The sequence below is a fragment of the Micromonospora sp. WMMD735 genome (genome assembly GCF_049178995.1).
GTDB lineage: Bacteria > Actinomycetota > Actinomycetes > Mycobacteriales > Micromonosporaceae > Micromonospora > Micromonospora wenchangensis.
The window spans coordinates 5439354-5456669 of sequence record NZ_JBMHMJ010000002.1 but is presented as its reverse complement, the minus strand read 5'-3'; the positions used below and the strand labels follow the sequence as shown (position 1 = coordinate 5456669).

Below are 17316 nucleotides of genomic sequence, written 5' to 3'. Positions count from 1 at the left end.
GCGGAGGATGGGCGCATGGACGACGCGTACACGGTGGGCGATCCGGACGGCCTCTCCCCGCTACAGCGGGAGATCCGCGACGCGGTGGCCCGGGAGCTGCACGCCCAGCTCGCCCTGCGGGCCGAGCGCCTCGACCTGGCCGACGTGCCGGAGGTCGCCTACCAGGTGACCCTGGGTGTCGACCGGGTGCTCACCGGCCGGCTCACTCCACCCCGGCGTACGAGTGCAGGCCGGTGAAGAAGAAGTTCACCCCGAACAGGTTCATCAGCACGGTCAGGAAGCCGAGCACCGCGATCCAGGTCGCCACGTTGCGCCGGACGCTGGGCGTGGCGCGGGCGTGCAGGTAGCCGGCGTAGACCACCCAGGAGATGAACGCCCAGGTCTCCTTCGGGTCCCAACCCCACGCCCGGCCCCAGGCCGCCTCGGCCCAGATCGCGCCCGCGATCACCGCGAACGTGAAGATCGGGAACGAGAAGGCGTGCAGTGCGAAGGTCAGCCGCTCCAGGTCGGCCGCCCCGGGCAGCCGCCGGGCCAACGTGTACGGGAAGCTGCGCCGCCCCTGCTCGTAGCCGTTGCGCAGCAGGAACGACACCGCCGGCACCACGCCCAGCAGGAAGATGCCGGAGGAGAAGACGATCGTCGACACGTGGATGATGAACCAGTACGACTGGAGCGCCGGCATCAGCGGCACCACCGGGACGTAGAGCTTCAGCTCGGCGAAGGCCAGCAGCAGCACCATGACCAGGGTGAGGAACAGCCCGAGCCGGCGCAGTGACGGCCGCTTCCAGAGCACCACGAGCCAGGCGGCGGTTCCGATCCAGGTGACCGTCAGCACGAACTCGTACATGTTGCCCCAGGGCATCCGGTCGGCCGCGATGCCCCGGGTGACCAGCGCGCCGAGGTGCAGCGCGGCGGCGAGCACGGTCAGCCCGGCGGCGATCCGCCCGGCGAGCCTGGCCCGCCCCGCCGACCGGCTCGGCCGGGTCGAGGACGGCGTGCCGGTGCCGGTGTCGCTCGGCACAGGCCCGTCGACCTTGTCGACACCCGCGCCGCCGACGCCCGCGCCGACCAGTTCCCGGGCCGGGGCGACCCGGGCCGACACCGCGCGGACGTTGCCCAGGGCGTACTCGACGGCGTGGCTGATCATCGCGACCAGGTACACCAGGATCGCGAACGTCACCAACTGGTCGGAGACTGCGGACATCACTCGACTCCCTCTCGCGCCCGCCGCTCGGGCCGCCCGTCGTCGCGTACCGCGGCGACGAGGGACGCGAACTCCTCGGCGAACCCCGGATGCTCGGTGCGCGGCAGCCCACCGGCCGACACCAAACTACTACCGCCCGTCGGAGATCCACTGTCGGGGGGCGTCACCCGGAACCAGACCCGCCGCCGACGGCCGAACAGCGAACCCATCAGCCCGACCAGCAGCACCACGCAGGCACCCAGCATCAGCTTCTCGCCCGGGTCGTGCCGGACGGAGAGGGTGACGTACCGCTTGGTGCCGAGGAACTCCAGCTTGCTGCCGTCGTCCAGGGTCCACGTCTCGCCCGGGGCGAGCTTCTTGTCGCCGACCTGCTTGAGCTTGCCGTTGGTCACCTGGCGCTGGTCGAGCTGGTAGACCGAGCCGGGGATGCCGGCGTCCAACCCCAGGTTGCCCCGGTAGGCGGCCAGCACCACGGCCGGGTTGCGTTCCTCGGGGAACCGCGACGAGACGAACGGCGCGGTGTCCGGGGCAGTCGGCAGGTAGAGCCCCTCGAAGGCGACCTGCTGGTCGGCGTCCCGGCGGCCGGTGGCCGGGTCGACGTTGGCGTCCGGGAAGGCGGCCACCCCCTCGCTGGTGAGGTTGGCGTCGCCGCTGGTCAGGAACGGCACCGTGCTGGTCTGGCTGCGGCCGTACCGGTCGGTGAATTTCAGGATCGGGGCGTAGCCGTGGCCCAACAGGTAGACGTTCGCCGAGCCGAGCCGCAGCGGCGAGTTGACCGAGAAGTCGGCGGTCCGCCGGTCCGAGCCGTCAGGCCGGTCCACGGTCACCGTCGCGCGGTAGCTCTCCGGCTGACCGGACGGCAGGAACCGGGCGTCGAAGTTGTCCAGGGTGAGGCAGAACGGCGGCAGGTCGGCGCTGTCGACGCGCGGGCCGAGCTTCGCCTCGGCGTACTGCTGGCGGGTGTTGCAGAAGGCCTCGTCGGCGACGAGCAGGCGGTTGCCGTGCCAGCCGTACCACGAGCCGAGTGCGACGCCGATCAGCACGGCGACCAGCGAGGTATGGAACAGCAGGTTGCCGGTCTCCTTGAGGTAGCCCTTCTCGGCGGAGACCTCGTTGCCGCGCACCTGCACCCGCCACCGGCGGCGACGCAGCACCGCGGCGATGGCCTGCGGGTCGGCGGCCCCGGGCGACTCCAGCACGGTGTGCTGCGGCAGCCGGTCCATCCGCTTGGGCGCGGCCGGCGGCCGGGCCCGCAACGCCCGCACGTGGTCGCGCATCCGGGGCAGGATGCAGCCCACCAGCGAGGTGAACAGCAGCAGGTAGATGGCGGAGAACCAGACCGAGCCGAACACCTCGAACGCGCCGATCCGGTCGAGCCGCGGGGCCAGCTCGGGGTGCTCGACGAAGTACCTGTCGACGTTCTCCGGGTTGACCCCGCGCTGCGGCAGCACCGAGCCGGGGATCGCCGCGACCGCGAGCAGGAACAGCAGGATCAACGCGGTACGCATGCTGGTGAGCTGCCGCCACGAGTTGCGCAGCAGGGCCAGCAGCGGGTTCGGCCGGCGGCGGGGGGCCTCGGCGGGTGGGCTGGCCGGACGGTCCTCGACGGTCGTCATCAGATGCTCACCTCGCCGGGGCCCACTGTCGTCTGCAACCAGATCACGAAGTTCTGCCAGCCGCCGGTGACCAGCGCCAGGCCGATCAGGATCAGCAGCACCCCGCCGATCCGGGTGACCCAGCGGCTGTTGCGCCGGACCGCGCGGAACACCCCGAGCAGCCGGTGGAAACCCAACCCGAAGACCACGAACGGCAACCCCAACCCCAGGCAGTACGCCACCGCCAGCACCACGGCTCGGTCGGTCTGCCCACCGGTGGCGGCCATCCCCAGCACCGCACCCAGCGTCGGGCCGGTGCACGGCATCCAGCTCAGCGCGAACACCGCGCCGAGCACCGGCGCACCGAGCAGCCCGGCGGCGGGCAGCCGCCGGATCCGCAGTTCCCGCTGCATCCCGGGGAGCACCCCCAGGTAGCTCAGCCCGAGCAGGACGATCAGCGCGCCGATGACGACCTGGAAGGTGCGCTCGTAGTCGAAGAAGATCCGGCCGAACCCGGCGAAGAGGATCGCGGTGGCGGTGAAGACGACGGTGAACCCGGCGATGAACAGCAGCGTCCCGGCCAGCACCCGGCCCTTGACCGCCGCCACCGGCCGGGCCGCCGTCCGGGTCGCCGTCGCCACCGTGCCGTCCGCCGGTGCCGAGCCGCCGTCGTCCGGGTCGGGTCCGCCGCCGGCCGGGGTGGTCGGCCGGGCGCGGCCCTCCAGGTCGGTGCCGGCCAGTCCGGTCACATACGACAGGTAGCCGGGCATCAGCGGCAGCACGCACGGGGACAGGAAGCTGACCAGCCCGGCGAGCGCCGCCGCGCCGATGGCCAGCAGCAGCGGGCCGGACTGGGCGAGTTCGCGGAACGTCTCGCCCATCAGCGGGAACCGGTCGACGCCGGCTCTTCGGCGGCGATCCGCTCGACGATCGGCCGCAACCCGTCGGTGGTGACGGCGGCCCGGATCACGGTGGCGATCCGGCCCTGCCGGTCCAGCACGACGGTGGCCGGGATCGTGTTCGGGGGGATGTCCAGGGCCAGCGCCAGCCGGCTGGCCGGGTCGAACAGGCTCGGGTAGGTGACCCGGCCCTCCTCGAAGGCGATCGCCTTGTCCCGGCTGTCCTGCACGTTGATGCCGAGGAAGGTCACCCCGGACGCCCTGGTGGCCTGGTAGGTGGCCTCCAGGTCGTCGGCCTCGGCGCGGCAGGGCGCGCACCAGGAACCCCAGAAGTTGACCACCACCACCTGGCCCCGGGCCTGGGAGGTGTCGTACCGGCCGCCGGTGAGCAGGTCACCGGCGATCGTCGGGGCGGCGGAGCGTTGGTCGGGGGCGCACTCGACGATGCCGCCGTTGTTGGCGCAGCGGCTCTCCTCGGTGCCGGAGGAGCAGCCGACCAGCGCCGCCCCGGCGGTGACGGCGGCGAGCAGGACGGCCAGCGGCCTCCGGGAACGCATCTCAGGCCCCCTTGGCCGTCCGGGCTGTCGCGGACATGGCGATCAGGTGGGCGGCCGGTTCGGAGTACCCGATGCCGACCACCTTCGCCCCGTCGAAGTGGAAGGAGGTGAGGCTGGCCAGTCCGCACTGCCGGCGGCGCGGGTCGTGCCAGAGCCGCTTGCGCTCGACGTAGCGGCGCAGCGTCCAGATGGGGAGCTGGTGGGAGACGATGACCGCCTCGCGTCCCTCGGCGGCCACCCGGGCGGCGTGCAGCCCGGCGAACATCCGCTCGGCGATGGCCCGGTACGCCTCGCCCCAGCTCGGGGTCACCGGGTCGCGCAGCACCCACCAGTTGCGCGGGTCGCGGAACGAGCCGTCGCCGGGCGAGACCTTCTTGCCCTCGAACCAGTTGGCGCTCTCGATCAGCCGCTCGTCCACCCCGACCGGGAGCCCGAACTGGCCGGCGATCGGCTCGGCGGTCTGCTGGGCGCGTTCCAGCGGGCTGGCCACCACGTGCACGATCTCCCGCTCGGCGACCGCCTGGGCGGCGGCCTTGGCCATCTGCACGCCCAGCTCCGACAGCCGGAAGCCGGGCAGCCGGCCGTAGAGGATCTGGTCCGGGTTGTGCACCTCGCCGTGCCGCAGCACGTGGACGACGGTCTTACTCACTGGCGTTCTACCCCCCGTGGCCTGCCGCTGCCGCTGCTGTCGCCGCACCGGGCAGGGCGGCGGCGATGTGCTCCAGGGCGGCGTCGTCGAGCGCCGCCGACACGAACCACGACTCGAACGCGCTCGGCGGCAGGTAGACGCCGGCGGCGAGCATCGCGTGGAAGAACGCCTTGAACGCGGGCACCTGCTGGGTGCGGGCGCTGTCGTAGTCGACCACGTCGGCGTCGGTGAAAAAGATCGAGAACATGCTGCCCGCGTACGACAGGCGGTGCGGGACCCCGGCGGCGGCCAGCGCGTCGGCGGCGAGCTTGCCCACGACGGCGGCCGTGTCGTCGAGCCTGCGGTAGAGGGCGTCGTCGGCGAGCCGCAGGGTGGCCAGGCCGGCGGCGCAGGCCAGCGGGTTACCGGAGAGGGTGCCGGCCTGGTAGACCGGGCCGGCCGGGGCGAGCCGGGACATGATCTCCGTGCGTCCACCGAAGGCCGCGGCGGGCAGCCCGCCCCCCATCACCTTCCCGTACGTCCACAGGTCGGCATCCGACGGGTCGAGGCCGTGCCAGCCGGCGCGGGAGACCCGGAACCCGGTCATCACCTCGTCGACGATGAGCAGCGCGCCGTGGGCGTGGGCGATCGCGGCGAGCCGGGAGTTGAAGCCGTCGCGGGGGGCGACCACGCCCATGTTGCCGGCGGCGGCCTCGGTGATGACCGCCGCGATGTGCGGGCCCTGCGCGGCGAACGCCGCCTCGACGGCGGTGAGGTCGTTGTAGGGCAGCACGATGGTGTCGCCGGCCGCCGCGCCGGTGACCCCGGGCGAGTCGGGCAGCCCGAGGGTGGCGACGCCGGAGCCGGCGGCGGCGAGCAGCCCGTCGGAGTGGCCGTGGTAGCAGCCGGCGAACTTGATGATCTTGGCCCGGCCGGTGAAGCCGCGGGCCAGCCGGATCGCCGACATGGTCGCCTCGGTGCCGGAGTTGACCAGCCGGACCTGCTCGACCGGGGTGCGGTCGACGATCTCGGCGGCCAGCTCCACCTCACCGGGGGTGGGGGTGCCGAAGCTGGTGCCGAGGGTGGCGGCCTCCCGCACCGCCTCGACCACCTCGGGGTGGGCGTGGCCCAGGATCAGCGGCCCCCAGGAACAGACCAGGTCGACGTAGCGTCGCCCGTCGGCGTCGTACAGCCAGGGACCCTCCCCCCGGACCATGAAGCGCGGGGTGCCGCCGACGGCACGGAACGCGCGCACGGGGGAGTTGACCCCGCCCGGCACGATGGCGCGGGCGCGGTCGAACAGGGCCTCGGAGGCCGGCGCGTCGGCGGGGTAACGGCCGGTGCCGGCGGAAAAGGTATCGGTCACGATGCGGCCCATTGTGTCAGCGCCGGCCGGGGAATCCGCAGCCACCCCGGGGCCGGGTTACCCGGCTCACCTCACCCGACGACGGTGGGCGGAGCTGCCGCCCGCACGGTGATCGGCACGGCGGATCGTCTCACCGGGCCAGGTTGGCGGGATCGCGATAGGCTGACCGGGTGGATCGTGCCGAACTGTCCATCACGGTACACCGGACGGGCGACGAAGTGGTGCTGCGCCTGGCCGGTGAGATCGACATGCTCACCGCCGCCCAGCTGTCGACCGTCGTGAACGAGGTGCTCACCGATCCTCCGCCGCGTATCGTGCTCGACCTGGCCGGGGTGACCTTCTGCGACTCGCAGGGGCTGGGCACGCTGGTGGTGCTCAGTCGCAAGGCCAGCCACTCCCAGTGCCTGTTGATCCTCAGCAACGTGGGCGATTTCCTGCTCCGCGTCCTCGACATCACCGGCCTCCGTTCCGCCCTGATGATCCGTAACGAGACCCCCTCCGGCTGACCGGTCAGCCCACCGGAGTGTCGCGGCGGCGGAAGGACACGACGCCGGCCGCGCAGAGCACCCCGGCGAGCGCGGTCAGCGCCAGCAGCGGGGTGACACTCCAGCCCGCCCGCAACACCTGCGGGGTGTGCGTGAACGGCGACAGGTCCAGCAGCCACTGGCTCAACTCCAGCACCGCGCCGAGCTGACCGAGCAGCACCGCCAGCGCGAGCACCGCCCAGGCCGTCGCGGTGAACCGGGGCAGCAGCCCGTACAGCAGCACCGCCAGGCCGGCCAGCACCCAGGCCGCCGGCACCTGCGCCAGGGCGGCACCGAGCATCCGGGGCAGCTCGCCCGGCACGTCACCCACACCGAGCCCGTAGGTCAGGCCGGCCGCCAGACCGGTCAGCGCCAGCGCCACCACCGGCCCCAGCAGGGCGAACACCAGGTGCGCGGCGAGCCAGGCCGACCGGTGCACCCCGGTGGCCAGCACCGGCTCGACCCGCCCGGCGACCTCCTCCGACCGCATCCGCAGCGCCGCCTGGACGCCGTAGCCGGCGGCGGCCAGCCCGGCCACCCCCAGCGACGCCGCCAGGTACGTCTCGGCCAGCCCCGACGCGCCACCCAGCCGGGCCATCACCTGCTCCAGCGCGGCGTTGCCGGCGACCGACCGGCCGGCCGACTCGGCGGCACCGCCGACGACCAGCCCGAGCAGGCCGAAGCCCACCGACCAGCCCAGCAGTTGCCCCCGGTGCAGCCGCCAGGCCAGCCCGAACGGCCCGGACAGCACCCGCCCGGCCCGCGCCGGGCCCGGCCGCGACGGCAGCACGCCGGCACCGAGATCCCGCCGCGCCGACACCGGGTACGTCACCACGGCCAGCAGCACGGTCAGCGCGACCGGCAGCGCCAGCACCCACCAGCGCTCCCCCGCGTAGGCGCGGATGCGCGGGGCCCAGCCCAGCGGGGAGAGCCAGCTCGGCCACCCCTGGTCGGAGGTGTCCCCGACCAGGCGCAGCGCGAACGCCACCCCGAGCACCCCGACGGCGATCCCGCGTGCCCCGGCGGCGGTCTGGGTGAGCTGGGCGGCCAACCCGCCCACCGAGGCGAAGACCACCCCCACCAACGCCACCGACAGCCCGTACGCCAGCGAGCCGGCCACCGGCAGCCCGGTGGCGGCCAGCCCGGCGGCGGTGAGCAGGCCGAGCACCAGGCTGGCCGCGTACGTCACCAGCAGGGCGGCGGTGAGCCCGGCGTGCCGGCCGAGCACTGTCGCGCCGAGCAGTTCCCGTCGGCCGGCCTCCTCCTCGGTACGGGTGTGCCGGATGACGGTGAGCAGGGCGGCCAGTCCGACGACCACCTGGAGGAAGCCGCCCCGCTGGGCGGTCAACGCGCCGATGCTGTCGCCGTAGACCGGGCCGAGCAGGGCCACCACCGACGGGCTGCGGGCGGTGCCGTCGGCGTACGCGGCCCGCTCGGCGGCGGTCGGGAACAGCGCGAGGAAGCTGCCCGCGTACGACACCGGCAGGACGGTCAGCAGCAGCACCCAGAGCGGCAGGACGATCCGGTCCCGGCGCAGGATCAACCGGGCCAGGTGACCGGTGCCGGTGAGGGTGCTCATCGCCGTACCCCCGTCGGCTGGTCGGCGGCCGGGGTGTCGGCGGCCGGCGTCTCGTAGTGGCGCAGGAACAGCTCCTCCAACGTCGGCGGCTGGCTGACCAGGCTGCGCACGCCGATCTCGGTGAGCCGGCGCAGCGCGGTGTCCAGCGCGACGGTGTCGACGGCGAACCGGACCCGCCCGCCGTCGACCCGCAGGTCGTGCACGCCGGGCAGGTCGGCCAGGCCGTCGACCGGGCCGGCGAGTTCGGCGTCGATCGCGGTGCGGTGCAGGTGGCGCAGCTCGGCCAGGGTGCCGGTCTCGACGTTCCGGCCGTTGCGGATGATCGTCACCCGGTCGCAGAGCGCCTCCACCTCGGCGAGGATGTGGCTGGACAGCAGCACCGTGCGGCCGTCGCGCCGGGCCCGGTCGATCCAGTGCTGGAACACCTCCTCCATCAGCGGGTCCAGCCCGGAGGTGGGCTCGTCGAGGATGAGCAGTTCGACGTCGGAGGCGAGCGCGGCGACCAGGCCGACCTTCTGCCGGTTGCCCTTGGAGTAGGTGCGCCCCTTCTTGCGGGGGTCCAGCTCGAACGACTCCAGCAGCTCGGCGCGGCGCTTCGGGTCGAGCCCGCCGCGCATCCGCCCGAGCAGGTCGATCACCTCGCCGCCGGAGAGCTGTGGCCAGAGGGTGACGTCACCCGGCACGTACGCCAGGCGGCGGTGCAGCGTGACGGCGTCGCGCCACGGGTCACCACCGAGCAGTCGGACGGCCCCCGCGTCGGCCCGCAGCAGCCCGAGCAGGACCCGGATGGCTGTCGACTTGCCGGCGCCGTTCGGGCCGAGGAAGCCGTGCACCTCGCCGGCCCGCACGGTCAGGTCGAGCCCGTCGAGGGCCCGGGTGCGGCCGAAGGTCTTCACCAGGCCGGTCACCGCTATCGGGGTTTCCATAGTTCGGAAGCTACACTCGTTTCACAAAGTTGTGAAGCATGTGTCCGGTACGGCACCATCGCCTGCACCACCCCGACCCGGAGGAGCACCGAGCCGATGCCTGACGACCGTCGCCCCGGCCACGACGACGAGGTCCACCTCTTCGTCGAACGGATGGCGATGGCCTGGGCCGACGTCGGCTTCCCCCGGATGGCCGGCCGGGTCCTGTTCACCGTGATGAGCGCCGACGGCCCGCTGACCGCCGCCCAGATCGGCGAGCGGCTCGGCGTCAGCGCGGCGGCCGTCTCCGGCGCGGTACGCCACCTCACCCAGTTCGGCATGCTGGTGCGCGAGCCGGTCCCCCGCTCCCGCCGGGACCACTACCGGCTGCCGGACAACCCCTGGTACGAGGGGACCATCACCAAGACCGGCCTCTACAAGAACTTCATCGACATCGCCGACGCGGGCGTCGACGCGCTGGGCGGCGCGGCCACCCCCGGGGGCGAGCGGGTCAGCGAGATGCGGGACTTCTTCTGCTTCGTCCAGGAGGAACTGGACTCGCTCGGCGAACGGTGGCGGGCCCGTCGGGCCGCCACCGGCCACGCCGAGCCACCCGCCGCCTGACCGTCAGGGGGTGTTGCCCCAGCGGCCCTGCTCCAGGACGTCCAGGGCACGCTGCCGGGCTTCCGGGTCGTCCTCGTCCCGGAGCAGGGCGCTCGCCTCGTCGACCGCGTCGGTGAGCACCCGCCACTGGGCGTCGCGCTCGCGCACCACGTCGGACTGCGCCGCCAACTGCCGGGTCTTCACCCACAGTTCCACGAAGACCGACACCTTGGCCCGCAGCACCCACGGGTCGAACGGCTTGGTGAGGTAGTCGACCGCCCCGACCGCGTAGCCGCGCAACGCCAACTGGGCGTCCCGGTCGGCGGCGGTGAGGAAGATGATCGGCACGTGCCGGGTCCGCTCCCGGCGCTTGATGTGACTGGCCGTCTCGAAACCGTCCATGTCGGGCATCTGGGCGTCCAGCAGGATGACCGCGAAGTCGTCCACCAGCAGTTGCTTCAGCGCCGCCTCACCGCTCTCCACGGCCACCGACTGGACCGGGAGCCCCTGGAGGATCGCCTCCAGCGCCATCAGGTTCTCCCGACGGTCGTCGACCAGCAGCGCCTTGGCCGTCTGCGTCACGAATTCTCCCTGTCTCGGCGGCCGCTGATCCAGGACGCCATCCGCTCGATCAGCCCGTCCAGGTCCACCGGCTTGGTGATGTAGTCGCTACCCCCGGCCGCCAGCGCCGACTCCCGGTCACCGGGCATCGCCTTCGCGGTGAGGAAGACGATCGGCAGATCGGCGAAGCGGTGGTTGCGGCGGATCTGCCGGGTCGTCTCGTAACCGTCCTGGTCGGGCATCATGGCGTCCATCAGTACGATGTCCACCTCCGGATGCTCGGCCAGCACGCGGACCCCGTCCGCGCCGTTGTCCGAGTACAGCACGGTCATCCCGTGCAGTTCCAACGCGCTGGTCAACGCGAACACGTTGCGTACGTCGTCGTCGACGATGAGTACGGTGGCACCGTCCAACTGCCTGGTGGCCGGGGCCTCCGGCGTGGCCAGCAGCTCCACCGGCGGCATCAGCAGCGACGACGGCAGGCCCGCCCGCTCCGGCGACGGCGACTGCGGGGCCACCACCGCGTCCGGCGCCAGCACGTCCGGTACGAACAGGGTGAACGTCGAACCCTGCCCCGGCGCGGAGGTCACCGTGATCGTTCCGCCGATCAACCGCGCCAGGTCCCGGCTGATCGACAGGCCCAGCCCGGTGCCGCCGTACCGCCGGCTGGTGGTGCCGTCGGCCTGCTGGAACGCCTCGAAGATGATGCTCAGCTTGTCGTCGGAGATGCCGATGCCGGTGTCGATCACGGTGAAGGCGATCACCTGCCGGGCGTTGGTCAGCGCCGGCACGTCGAAGACCGCGTTCTCCGCCGCCGGGGCGATCCGCAGGGTGACCGCGCCGTTGTCGGTGAACTTCACCGCGTTGGAGAGCATGTTGCGCAGGATCTGCTGCAACCGCTGGGCGTCGGTCACCAGGGCCGGCGGCAGTTCCTTGGCCACCCGCACCTGGAAGTCGAGGTTCTTGTCCTCCGCCTGCGGGGCGAACGCCTGCTCCACGTAACTGCGGATCTCGGCGAACCGGATCTCCGTCGGCTCGACGTCCATCCGACCGGCTTCGATCTTGGACAGGTCCAGGATGTCGTCGATCAGGCGCAGCAGGTCCGAGCCGGAGCCGTGGATCGTCCGCGCGAACTCGATCTGCTTCGGGGTGAGGTTGCGCTCCGAGTTCTCCACCAGCAGCCGGGCCAGCAGCAGCAGCGAGTTCAGCGGCGTACGCAGCTCGTGGCTCATGTTCGCCAGGAACTCCGACTTGTACGCCGACGCCCGGGTGAGCTGCTGGGCCTTCTCCTCCAGCCCCAGCCGGGCCAGCTCGATCTCCCGGTTCTTGGTCTCGATGTTGCCCTTCTGCTCGCTGAGCAGCTTCGCCTTGTCCTCCAGCTCGGCGTTGGTGCGCTGCAACTCCGCCGACTGGTCCTGCAACTCCAGCGCCAGCCGCTGCGACTGGGCCAGCAGCTCCTCCGTACGCCGGTTGGCCTGGATGGTGTTGACCGCGATGCCGATGGTGAGCACCAGCCGCTCCAGGAACCCCAGGTGCAGCTCCGAGAAGCGGGCCACGCTGGCGAACTCGATCACCCCGAGCAGTTCGCCCTCGAACAGGATCGGCAGCACCACCAGGTCGGACGGGAGCGTCTCGGCCAGCCCGGAGCGCAGGGTGATCCGGCCGTCGGGCAGCGCGTTGAGCCGGATCGTCCGGCGGGAGAGCGCGGCCTGACCGACCAGCCCCTCACCGGGCCCGAAGGTCACGTCGTGCCCCCGCGCCACGTAGCCGTACGACGCGGTCAGCCGCAGCCGCATCACCCCCTCGGAGGTGTCCGCCAGGAAGAACGCGCCGAGCTGCGCGTCGACCAGCGGGGTCACCTCCATCATGATCATGCGACAGACCTCGCCCAGGTCCCGCTGGCCCTGGAGCAGGCCACCGATGCGGGCCAGGTTGGAGTCGAGCCAGCCCTGCTCGGCGTTCTTCTTGGTCGTCTCCCGCAGGGTGACGATCATCTGGTTGATGTTGTCCTTCAGCTCGGCGACCTCGCCCTGCGCCTTGACCGCGATCCGCTGGGTCAGGTCGCCCCGGGTCACCGACGTGGAGACCTGGGAGATCGCCCGGAGCTGGGTGGTCAGGGTCGAGGCGAGCTGGTTCACGTTCTCCGTGAGGTCCCGCCAGGTGCCACTCACACCCTTGACCTGGGCCTGACCGCCCAGTTTGCCCTCGATGCCGACCTCGCGTCCCACCCGGGTCACCTCGTCCGCGAACGACGAGAGCTGGTCCACCATCGTGTTCACGGTGTTCTTCAGCTCCAGGATCTCGCCCTGCGCGTCGACGGTGATCTTCTGGCCGAGGTCACCCTTGGCCACCGCCGTGGTGACCGAGGCGATGTTGCGCACCTGGGACGTCAGGTTCGACGCCATCGAGTTCACGTTGTCGGTCAGGTCCCGCCAGGTGCCGCTCACGCCCTTCACCTGCGCCTGACCACCGAGCTTGCCCTCGGTGCCCACCTCACGGGCCACCCGGGTCACCTCGTCGGCGAACGACGAGAGCTGGTCGACCATCGTGTTGACCGTGTTCTTCAGCTCCAGGATCTCGCCCTGCGCGTCCACGGTGATCTTCTGCGACAGGTCACCCTTGGCCACCGCCGTGGAGACCTGCGCGATGTTACGCACCTGACTGGTCAGGTTCGACGCCATCGAGTTCACGTTGTCCGTCAGGTCCCGCCAGGTGCCGGCGACCCCGCGTACCTGGGCCTGCCCGCCGAGCTTGCCCTCGGTGCCCACCTCGCGGGCCACCCGGGTCACCTCGTCGGCGAACGACGACAACTGGTCCACCATCGTGTTGACAGTCGACTTCAGCTCCAGGATCTCGCCCCGGGCGTCGACGGTGATCTTCTGGCTGAGATCGCCCTTGGCCACCGCCGTGGTCACCGAGGCGATGTTGCGCACCTGGGACGTCAGGTTCGACGCCATCGAGTTCACGTTGTCGGTGAGATCCCGCCAGGTGCCGGAGACGCCCTTCACCTGCGCCTGACCGCCCAACTTGCCCTCGGTGCCCACCTCACGGGCCACCCGGGTCACCTCGTCGGCGAACGACGAGAGCTGGTCCACCATCGTGTTGACCGTGTTCTTCAGCTCCAGGATCTCGCCCTGCGCGTCGACCGTGATCTTCTGCGACAGGTCACCCTTCGCCACCGCCGTGGAGACCTGGGAGATGTTGCGGACCTGGCTGGTCAGGTTGCCGGCGAGCTGGTTGACGTTCTCCGTCAGGTCCCGCCAGGTGCCGGAGACGCCGCGTACCTGGGCCTGACCGCCGAGCTTGCCCTCGATGCCGACCTCGCGGGCCACCCGGGTCACCTCGTCGGCGAACGACGAGAGCTGGTCCACCATCGTGTTCACGGTGTCCTTCAGCTCCAGGATCTCGCCCTGCGCCGCCACCGTGATCTTCTGACTCAGGTCACCCCGGGCCACCGCCGTGGAGACCTGCGCGATGTTGCGCACCTGAGAGGTCAGGTTCGACGCCATCGAGTTGACGCTGTCGGTGAGGTCCTTCCAGGTGCCCGCGACGTTCGGCACGTCGGCCTGCCCACCGAGCTTGCCCTCGGTGCCCACCTCGCGCGCCACCCGGGTCACCTGCTCGGCGAACAGGCGCAGCGTGTCGGTGAGCGAGTTCATCGTGTCGGCCAGCTCGGCGACCTCGCCCCGCGCCCCGACCGTGATCTTCTGCGACAGGTCGCCCCGGGCCACCGCCGTCGCCACCTGGGAGATCGACCGCACCTGGCCGGTCAGGTTCGACGCCATGGTGTTCACCGAGTCGGTGAGGTCCTTCCAGGTGCCGGCGACGCCCCGCACGTCCGCCTGACCACCCAACTTGCCCTCGGTGCCCACCTCCCGGGCCACCCGGGTCACCTCGTTGGAGAACGACGAGAGCTGCCCGACCATCGTGTTGACCGTCCGGCCGATCCGCAGGTACTCACCGCGCAGCGGGCGGCCGTCGATCTCCAGTTCCATGTGCTGGGAGAGGTCACCGTCGGCCACCGCCATGATCACCCGGGCGATCTCGGTGGTCGGCCGGCCCAGGTCGTCGATCAGCGAGTTGACCGCCCGCTGGCCCTCCGCCCAGGAGCCGTCCAGGCCCTCCTCGTCCAGGCGTTCGGTCAGCCGGCCGTCCCGACCCACCACCCGGCTGATCCGGCGCAGGTCCAGGTGCTGCCGCTCCTGGAGCGACACCACCTCGTTGAAGGCGTCCGCCACCTCACCGGCCACGCCCGCCCGCCGGGGCAGCCGCACCTTGAAGTCGCCCCGGCCGACCCGTCGCAGCGCCTCCGACAACTCACCGAGGAGCGCGTCATGCTCGGAAGCGGACCCGTCCGCCGTCACCGACTGTTTCGCGGTCATCATTCCTCGCTCGACTCGGAGGGCTCCCGACGTGCCGACACGCCGACTTCCCCTCATTGTGCCCGGGTCGCCGCCGGACCCCCGGATACGACGTGCCCCCGGGATAGCGTGCCCCCGGGATAGGACGTGCCCAGCGACGGCGGGGCGTCCGCCCCGCCGCACACCGGCGTGTTCCCACCACACCGCCCGCAGACGGGCCCGGCGGAGGGTGATCGGCACCGACGGACCCGTGCGGCGGGTGTGACGGTACGTGGTGCGGCTTGGCACCCGGCCGGTGGCGGTAGAGGATACGGGGGTGTCAACGGAGCCGGGGGCCGGGACAGACGCGGGACGGGACGAGCACGTCCGGCGCGTCCGGCTGCCCGCCGACAACCGCACCCCGGCCGCCGCCCGCGCCGTGGTCCGCTCCGTGCTCGCCGAAGCCGACCTCGACGAACTGCTCAACGAGGCGCTGCTGCTGACCACCGAACTGTCCACCAACGCCGTCGAACACGCCCGCACCGAACTGGACATCGAGGTCGTCGCCGACCAGGTCGGCCTGACCGTCACGGTCTCCGACTTCGCCGCCGGGCCGGTCGACGAGCTGGTCGTCGGCATCCGCAACGACACCGACCAGATCGGCGAGGTCTCCGCGCGGGGGCGGGGACTGCTCCTGGTCGACCACTTCGCCAGCCGCTGGGGCACCACCTACCTGCCCACCGGCAAGGGGGTGTGGTTCCGGCTCGACCGGCACGGCGACCACGGCGACGCGCCGCCCTCCCCGTACCCGCCACCCGGGCGGACCGACAGCGAACCGTCGACCAGCGCGCCGAGCGCCGCCGCGATGAGCGAACTCACCCAGACCCGCCCCGACCCGTACGCCGACGAACCGCTCACCGAGTTCGCCACCGACCTGCTCACCCGGGTCGCCGAGATGGTGGGCGCGGCCGGCGGGGTGATCCGGCTGGACCGGGGCGAGGGCGAGGGCCCGCAGGTGCTGGCCCGCTACGGCCGTCAACCCCGCCCCGGCAACGAGCTGCTCCGGGTGCCGCTGGCCGTGCACCGGCCGTACGTCGGGGAGCTGGAGCTGGACGCCGCACCGTCGGCGTACGCCAGGCCGTTGGCCGTCCTCGCCGCCGAACGGCTCGCGCTGCACCTGGAGAACGACCGGCTGCGCCGGGCCGACGTCCGCCGCTCGGCCTGGCTGACCTTCCTCGCCGAGGCCAGCGAACTGCTCGCCCAGTCACTCGACGTCGATCTGACCATGGCGCTGATCCCGCAGCTGGTGGTGCCCCGCCTCGGCCAGTGGTGCGCGGTGCACACCACCGACGAGTGGGGGCGGCTCAGGCTCGCCGCGGCCAGTCACGCCGACGAGTCGGTCCTGCCCCAGCTGCACAAGGTGCTGGAGGAGTCCGGGCCGGACTCGGTCCAGGCCCGGCTGCGGGAGGCGTCGCGGACCGGCTCCCAGGTGCCGCTCGGCGGGCCGATGGAGGGTTTCGCCGTGCCGCTGACCGCCCGTAGCCAGCGCCTCGGCACCCTGGCCGTGGGACGGCACCAGCGGCACCGGCACGACCCGGACGAGGTCGCGGTGCTGGAGGACGTCGCCCGGCGGGCCGGGCTCGCCATCGAGAACGCCCGCATCCACGCCGAACGGCGTCGGGTGGCGCAGACCCTCCAGCAGTCGCTGCTGCCGCCCGTGCTCCCGGTCGACGAGCGCATCGGCTTCGCCGCCGAGTACGTCCCGACCAGTGACGAGGCCGAGGTCGGCGGCGACTTCTACGACGTGGTGCCGCTGCCGGACGGACGCTGGCTGGTGGTGGTCGGCGACGTGTCCGGCAAGGGCGTGCAGGCGGCGGCGGTGACCGGGCTGGTCCGGGACGTGATCCGGGTGCTGGTCGGGGACGGCAAGCCGCTGCCCGAGGCGCTGGCCCGGCTCAACGACACGCTTGTCGAGCGGGGCGGGGGGCGGTACTGCACGCTGGCCCTGGCGGCGGTCGGGCCGGGCGACGGCGACCGGCTCGACGTCTCGTTGCACCTGGCCGGGCACGACCGGCCGGTCCTGCTGCACGGGGCCGGTGGGGCCAACTTCGTCGGCATCGGCGGCACGGCGCTCGGCCTGCTCGACGCGATCACCTCCCCGGCGGCGGAGATCGTGCTCGCGCCGGGCGATGCGCTGATCTTCTATACCGACGGGGTGACCGAGCGGCGGCGCGGCCGGGAACTCTTCGGCACCGAACGGCTCCGGGAGGCCGCCGCACCGCTGGCCGGCTACTCCGCCGACGTGGTCGCGGCCCGGCTGCGAGCCACCGCGATCAACTTCTCGGTCGAGTCGCCCCGCGACGACATCGCCATCCTGGTGCTGCGCAACGACGCCCTCTGAGCACGCCCCCGCCCCGGTCCTTCCCGCCCCCCCGCTCTCCCTCGCCCGGCCTCTTGATTCACTCCACTTCGCCTCACCAGCGGTGTCGAGCGCGCCGGATACCGCAACGGGGCTGACAACGAGCCATCACCCATCCCGCTCCCGGGCGGGGAGC

General features: G+C 72.3%; 14 protein-coding genes. 4 read left to right on the top strand and 10 right to left on the bottom strand.

Annotated features, from left to right (window positions below):
- Window positions 1-15 precede the first annotated feature (15 nt).
- Window positions 16-237 (top strand): hypothetical protein, encoded by a 222-nt coding sequence (locus ACN268_RS23770; protein ID WP_088642055.1) that lies wholly within the window; start codon window positions 16-18, stop codon window positions 235-237.
- Here ACN268_RS23770 and ccsB read toward each other — a convergent pair.
- From ccsB to hemL, 6 genes are read right to left on the bottom strand one after another with little or no spacing between them, the layout of a single operon-like run.
- Window positions 203-1204 (bottom strand): c-type cytochrome biogenesis protein CcsB, encoded by a 1002-nt coding sequence (gene ccsB / locus ACN268_RS23765; protein ID WP_421485066.1) that lies wholly within the window; start codon window positions 1202-1204, stop codon window positions 203-205. The genes ACN268_RS23770 and ccsB overlap by 35 nt on opposite strands.
- Window positions 1204-2820: a cytochrome c biogenesis protein ResB gene (gene resB, locus ACN268_RS23760; protein WP_421485065.1), complete on the bottom strand. Its 1617-nt coding sequence runs from the start codon at window positions 2818-2820 to the stop codon at window positions 1204-1206. Before resB ends, ccsB begins: the two co-directional genes overlap by 1 nt.
- Window positions 2820-3680, bottom strand: a complete 861-nt coding sequence (locus ACN268_RS23755) for a cytochrome c biogenesis CcdA family protein (RefSeq protein ID WP_421485064.1) — start codon at window positions 3678-3680, stop codon at window positions 2820-2822. The genes resB and ACN268_RS23755 overlap by 1 nt, the downstream gene beginning before the upstream one ends.
- Complete coding sequence (locus ACN268_RS23750) at window positions 3680-4255, bottom strand: TlpA family protein disulfide reductase (RefSeq protein ID WP_357925353.1); 576 nt, start codon at window positions 4253-4255, stop codon at window positions 3680-3682. Before ACN268_RS23750 ends, ACN268_RS23755 begins: the two co-directional genes overlap by 1 nt.
- A gap of 1 nt (window position 4256) precedes the next feature.
- Window positions 4257-4904 (bottom strand): histidine phosphatase family protein, encoded by a 648-nt coding sequence (locus tag ACN268_RS23745; protein ID WP_088642050.1) that lies wholly within the window; start codon window positions 4902-4904, stop codon window positions 4257-4259.
- A gap of 7 nt (window positions 4905-4911) precedes the next feature.
- Window positions 4912-6249 (bottom strand): glutamate-1-semialdehyde 2,1-aminomutase, encoded by a 1338-nt coding sequence (gene hemL / locus ACN268_RS23740; RefSeq protein WP_421485063.1) that lies wholly within the window; start codon window positions 6247-6249, stop codon window positions 4912-4914.
- 170 nt (window positions 6250-6419) lie between these two features.
- On the opposite strand from hemL, the gene ACN268_RS23735 reads away from it, so the two are divergent.
- The gene (locus tag ACN268_RS23735) at window positions 6420-6755 is read left to right on the top strand and encodes an STAS domain-containing protein (RefSeq protein ID WP_421485062.1); all 336 of its coding nucleotides are present in this window, start codon (window positions 6420-6422) and stop codon (window positions 6753-6755) included.
- A gap of 4 nt (window positions 6756-6759) precedes the next feature.
- Here the strand turns inward: ACN268_RS23735 and ACN268_RS23730 are convergent, their stop codons facing one another.
- Window positions 6760-8352 carry an ABC transporter permease gene (locus tag ACN268_RS23730; protein WP_421485061.1) on the bottom strand — a complete coding sequence of 531 codons (1593 nt, stop codon included), beginning with the start codon at window positions 8350-8352 and terminating at the stop codon, window positions 6760-6762.
- Window positions 8349-9278, bottom strand: a complete 930-nt coding sequence (locus tag ACN268_RS23725) for an ATP-binding cassette domain-containing protein (RefSeq protein WP_421485060.1) — start codon at window positions 9276-9278, stop codon at window positions 8349-8351. The genes ACN268_RS23730 and ACN268_RS23725 overlap by 4 nt, the downstream gene beginning before the upstream one ends.
- Before the next feature lie 96 nt (window positions 9279-9374).
- Between ACN268_RS23725 and ACN268_RS23720 the strand changes: the two genes are divergently transcribed.
- Complete coding sequence (locus ACN268_RS23720) at window positions 9375-9881, top strand: GbsR/MarR family transcriptional regulator (protein ID WP_421485059.1); 507 nt, start codon at window positions 9375-9377, stop codon at window positions 9879-9881.
- Window positions 9882-9884: 3 nt separating this feature from the next.
- On the opposite strand, the gene ACN268_RS23715 is transcribed toward ACN268_RS23720, so the two are convergent.
- The gene (locus ACN268_RS23715) at window positions 9885-10442 is read right to left on the bottom strand and encodes a response regulator (RefSeq protein ID WP_421485058.1); all 558 of its coding nucleotides are present in this window, start codon (window positions 10440-10442) and stop codon (window positions 9885-9887) included.
- Complete coding sequence (locus ACN268_RS23710; protein ID WP_421485057.1) at window positions 10439-14806, bottom strand: HAMP domain-containing protein; 4368 nt, start codon at window positions 14804-14806, stop codon at window positions 10439-10441. The genes ACN268_RS23715 and ACN268_RS23710 overlap by 4 nt, the downstream gene beginning before the upstream one ends.
- A gap of 292 nt (window positions 14807-15098) precedes the next feature.
- On the opposite strand from ACN268_RS23710, the gene ACN268_RS23705 reads away from it, so the two are divergent.
- Window positions 15099-17162, top strand: a complete 2064-nt coding sequence (locus ACN268_RS23705) for a SpoIIE family protein phosphatase (protein ID WP_421485056.1) — start codon at window positions 15099-15101, stop codon at window positions 17160-17162.
- Window positions 17163-17316: the final 154 nt, after the last annotated feature.

Excerpts from the sequence above, each read along its gene's own strand:
- ACN268_RS23725 (WP_421485060.1), bottom strand. The coding sequence starts at position 9,278 with ATGGAAACCCCGATAGCGGTGACCGGCCTGGTGAAGACCTTCGGCCGC.
- ACN268_RS23755 (WP_421485064.1), bottom strand. The coding sequence starts at position 3,680 with ATGGGCGAGACGTTCCGCGAACTCGCCCAGTCCGGCCCGCTGCTGCTG.
- ACN268_RS23750 (WP_357925353.1), bottom strand. The coding sequence starts at position 4,255 with ATGCGTTCCCGGAGGCCGCTGGCCGTCCTGCTCGCCGCCGTCACCGCC.
- resB (WP_421485065.1), bottom strand. The coding sequence starts at position 2,820 with ATGACGACCGTCGAGGACCGTCCGGCCAGCCCACCCGCCGAGGCCCCC.
- ACN268_RS23720 (WP_421485059.1), top strand. The coding sequence starts at position 9,375 with ATGCCTGACGACCGTCGCCCCGGCCACGACGACGAGGTCCACCTCTTC.
- ccsB (WP_421485066.1), bottom strand. The coding sequence starts at position 1,204 with ATGTCCGCAGTCTCCGACCAGTTGGTGACGTTCGCGATCCTGGTGTAC.
- ACN268_RS23770 (WP_088642055.1), top strand. The coding sequence starts at position 16 with ATGGACGACGCGTACACGGTGGGCGATCCGGACGGCCTCTCCCCGCTA.
- ACN268_RS23710 (WP_421485057.1), bottom strand. The coding sequence starts at position 14,806 with ATGATGACCGCGAAACAGTCGGTGACGGCGGACGGGTCCGCTTCCGAG.
- ACN268_RS23730 (WP_421485061.1), bottom strand. The coding sequence starts at position 8,352 with ATGAGCACCCTCACCGGCACCGGTCACCTGGCCCGGTTGATCCTGCGC.